This is a genomic window from Roseomonas sp. TAS13 (assembly GCF_001950415.1).
Taxonomy (GTDB): Bacteria; Pseudomonadota; Alphaproteobacteria; order Acetobacterales; family Acetobacteraceae; genus Roseomonas; species Roseomonas mucosa.
In genome coordinates this window covers 1-3,715 of the sequence record NZ_BDLP01000397.1, presented here as the reverse complement: position 1 = coordinate 3,715, position 3,715 = coordinate 1, and the positions used below count along the sequence as shown (strand labels likewise).

2 protein-coding genes are annotated in these 3,715 nt (G+C 75.2%); one reads left to right on the top strand and one right to left on the bottom strand.

Features of this window, described 5'->3' with window-relative positions; all coding sequences use genetic code 11:
* Positions 1–2,226, top strand: a 2,226-nt coding sequence (locus ROTAS13_RS20870) for a DUF3971 domain-containing protein (RefSeq protein ID WP_139323464.1), incomplete at its 5' end; no start/stop codon positions are given.
* A 37-nt stretch (positions 2,227–2,263) separates the two neighbouring features.
* On the opposite strand, the gene ROTAS13_RS20865 is transcribed toward ROTAS13_RS20870, so the two are convergent.
* The coding region (locus ROTAS13_RS20865; protein ID WP_371329212.1) for an ATP-binding protein at positions 2,264–3,715 on the bottom strand (1,452 nt) is incomplete at its 5' end.

Below are 3,715 nucleotides of genomic sequence, written 5' to 3'. Positions count from 1 at the left end.
GCGGCGGTGGAGGCCGCACCCGACCGCGTGGCGCTGCAGCGGCTCCGCCTGGTCCTGGCCGAAGGCGCCGGGGCGCGCGGCAACGCGCCGGTGGCCCAGGCCCAGGGCGAGGCGCTGCGCCACGCCGAGGGATGGCGCTGGCGCCTCGGCCTGGGGGTGGACCGGACCTTCCTGCCGGACCTTGCACTCTACTGGCCGGCCTCGGTGGCGCCGGGCGGCCGTTCCTGGATCGTGGAAAACCTGACCGCCGGCACGGCGCGCGACGGGCACTGGGATTTCGGCGGGCTGCTGCCGGCGAATGGCGGCACGCCGAAGCTGGAAACGATGACCGGCATGCTGACGGTGGAGGATGCGACGGTGCACTGGCTGCGCCCCGTTCCGCCCGTGGAGCATGTGAGCGGCACGATACGCTTCCTGTCCCCGGCGGAGATCCTGGTCGAAGGGCAGGGCGGGCGGCAGCAGGGCACGGCGCTCGCCGCCCAGGAAGTGCGGGTCCGGCTCTACGACCTCGATATCGGCCAGGAGAAGACGGAGATCTCGGGCCGCGTCGCCGGGCCGCTGAACGACATGCTCCGGGTGGTGGACCATCCGCGCCTGCACCTGTTGCAGACCGTGCCGATCGACCTGTCGCGGGCGAGCGGCAAGGCGAATGCCACGCTGCATCTCGCCTTCCCGCTGCTGGCCGACCTGCCGGCGGAGCGCATCGCCGTGGCGGTGAAGGCGCAGGTGACGGATGCGGCCCTGCCGGACCTGCTGCTCGACCAGTCCCTCCGCAAGGGCCGGGCCTCGCTGGACCTGACCGAGGCGGGGATGCGCCTCGACGGCACCGCCGATCTCGGCCCGCTGCGCGCGGCGCGGATGGGGATGCAGGTGGATTTCCGCGACGGCCCGCCGGGGCAGCTCGTGGTGCAGGGGCAGGTCGAGGGGCCGGCGGAGCTGGCGGCGCTGCGCGGCACGCGGTTCGACATCCTGGGCGACCGGATCGGCGGGCAGGCTGCGGTCAGCGCCCGCTTCGAGCAGCACCGCGGCGCCGACACCCAGGTGGAGGCGAAGGCGGACCTGGCCCAGGCGCGGCTGTCCCTGGCGCCGCTCAACTGGCGCAAGGCACCGGGGCCGGCGGCGCGGGCGGAGATGTCGATGCGCCTGCGCGACGGGGCGCTGCGCAGCATCGACGGCCTGCGCATCGAGGCGCCGGACATGCTGCTGCGCGGCGCGGCCGAGTTCGCGCCCGGCTCCCGGATCACCCGGCTGACCCTGGCGGAAGGGCGGGCCGGCGCCTCGCGCGTCAGCGGCCAACTGGGCTTTCCCGAAGGACCGGACGGGTTCTGGCGGATCGTGGCGCGCGGCCCGGTGCTAGACCTGCGCGGCGCCGATCCGGATTTCCTGGGCGGGCCGGAGGATGAGAAGGGTTCGGCGGAGCGCAGCGCCCTGCCGGGCTTCGACGCCGATATCGCGCTGGGCCAGGTGCTGACCTCGGACGGCCCCTATGAGCGGGTCGAGGCCCTGATCCGGCACGATGCGCGGGGGGTGCTGCGGCAGATGCAGGCCTACGGCCGCTCCGGCGGGCAGGAGGCCTTCGCCGCCGCGGTCACGCCGCGCGCCGGCGGCGGGCGGGACCTGTCGGTGCGGGTGGCGGATCTGGGACGGCTGCTGCGGCTCACCGGCACCACGGGCGACGTGCAGGACGGCCGGCTGCGCGTCCAGGGCCGCTGGGCCGCCGACACGCCATCCTCGCCGCTGCTGGGCGAGGCGGAGCTGGAGGATTTCGGCCTGCGCGGACGGGCACGGCTGGGCAAGCTGCTGCAGGCTCTGTCGCTCTACGGCATCCCGGAGGCGCTGACCGGGCCGGGGCTGCGCGTGAGCAGCCTGCACGCGCCCTTCGCCCTGACGCGGGAGGCGCTGGGGCTGGAGGATGTGCGGCTCAGCTCCGCCTCGCTCGGCGCCACCGCCAAGGGGCGGGTGATGCGCCGGGACGGACGGCTGGAGCTGGAGGGGACGATCGTGCCGTCCTACCTGCTGAACAGCCTGCCCGGGCGCCTGCCCCTGGTCGGGCGGCTGTTCAGCGCCGAGCCGGGCGGCGGGCTGCTGGCCGCGACCTTCACGGCCACCGGCACGCTGGGCGATCCGCGGATCACCGTGAACCCGCTCTCCATGCTGGCCCCGGGGATGCTGCGGAACCTGTTCGGCAGCGGCACGCCGCCCCGGGCAGGCGCCCGGGAGCGCTGACAGGGACGGTGGCCCTGCCCGCCGGCTGCCCGGCCCCTCAGACCGGCAGCGTCACCACCGCCCGCAGGCCACCCTCGGCGCGGTTCTCCAGCGTCACGTCGCCGCCATGGGCGCGCAGGATGTTGCGGGCGATGGGCAGGCCGAGCCCGGTGCCGCCGGTCTCGCGGTTGCGGCTGGTTTCCAGCCGGCGGAAGGGCTGGAACACCGCCTCCTGCGATTCCTCCGGCACGCCCGGCCCGTCATCCTCGACAAAAAGCCGCACCACCGGGTTCTGCCGGCCGCTGGGCGGCTCCAGCCGGATCCGGGCGGCCTGGCCGTATTTCAGCGCGTTGCCGACGAGGTTCGTCAGCGCCCGCTTGAGCGCTATGGGCCGGCCCCGCACCGTCAGCCGCAGCGGCCCGGCATAGGTCAGCGCCTCCTCCGCCTCCGGCCGCGCATCCGCCTCCTCGTCCAGCACGGTGCGGCAGAGCGCGGCGAGGTCGAGGGGTACCGAGGGCTCGTCCGCCGCGTCGTCGCGGGCGAAGGCCAGGGTGGCGTTCACCATGGCCTCCATCTCGTCGAGGTCGGACAGCATCCGCCGCCGCTGCTCGTCATCCTCCAGGAACTCGGCGCGCAGCCGCAGCCGGGTGATCGGCGTGCGCAGGTCATGGCCGATCGCCGCCAGCATCTGCGTCCGGTCGCCGACGAAGCGCCGGATGCGCTCGGCCATGGTGTTGAAGGCATGCGCGGCGGTGGCGACCTCCAGCGGACCGGTTTCCGGCAGGGGCGGCGCGTTCACGTCGCGCCCCAGCGCCTCGGCGGCCCGCGCCAGGTCGCGCACCGGCCGGATCAGCCGCCGCGTCGCCGCGACGATCAGCAGCGCCGCCGCCACCGTCATCACCCCGAAGGCGATCAGGAAGGTGGGCGAGTGCCAGGGCCGTGGCGGCGGCACGCGCAGCCGCAGGTTCAGCCACAGGTCGCTGTTGGGCAGGCGCAGCGAGATCAGCAGCGCCTGCCCCTTGCCGGTGCCCACCACCATCTCCCGCGGCTGCAGGCGCGGCGGCAAGTTCAGGATGGCCTCGGGCGGCAGCAGGCTGAGCAGGTCCTCGCCGGGCGTGGCGAGGCTGTGCCGGGCGGTCGGCGCGTCGTCCAGGCTGGCGGTCAGGCCCTCGGGCAGGTCCACCTCGTTCACGATCATGTCGCGCCGGTCGGGCGGCGCGATGATTAGCGTGCGCCACAGCCCCATGGCGCGGCCGGAAATCTCCCGCCGCTCGACGAAGCGCTGCAGGTCCACCCGGTCCAGCGCATGGATCAGCAGGCCCGCCGCCTGCACCAGCATCAGCGCCAGCAGCAGGAAGATCGCCGTGCGCGCCGCCAGCGAACGCGGCAGCCAGCCGATGCGCCAGACCCCCCGCCCCGGCGCCGGCGCGCCGGAAGGGGCGTCGGCGCCGGGCCTGCCGGGGACCGGCATGGCGGCGGGCGGCACCGCGGGGACCGGCGGCGCGGCGGC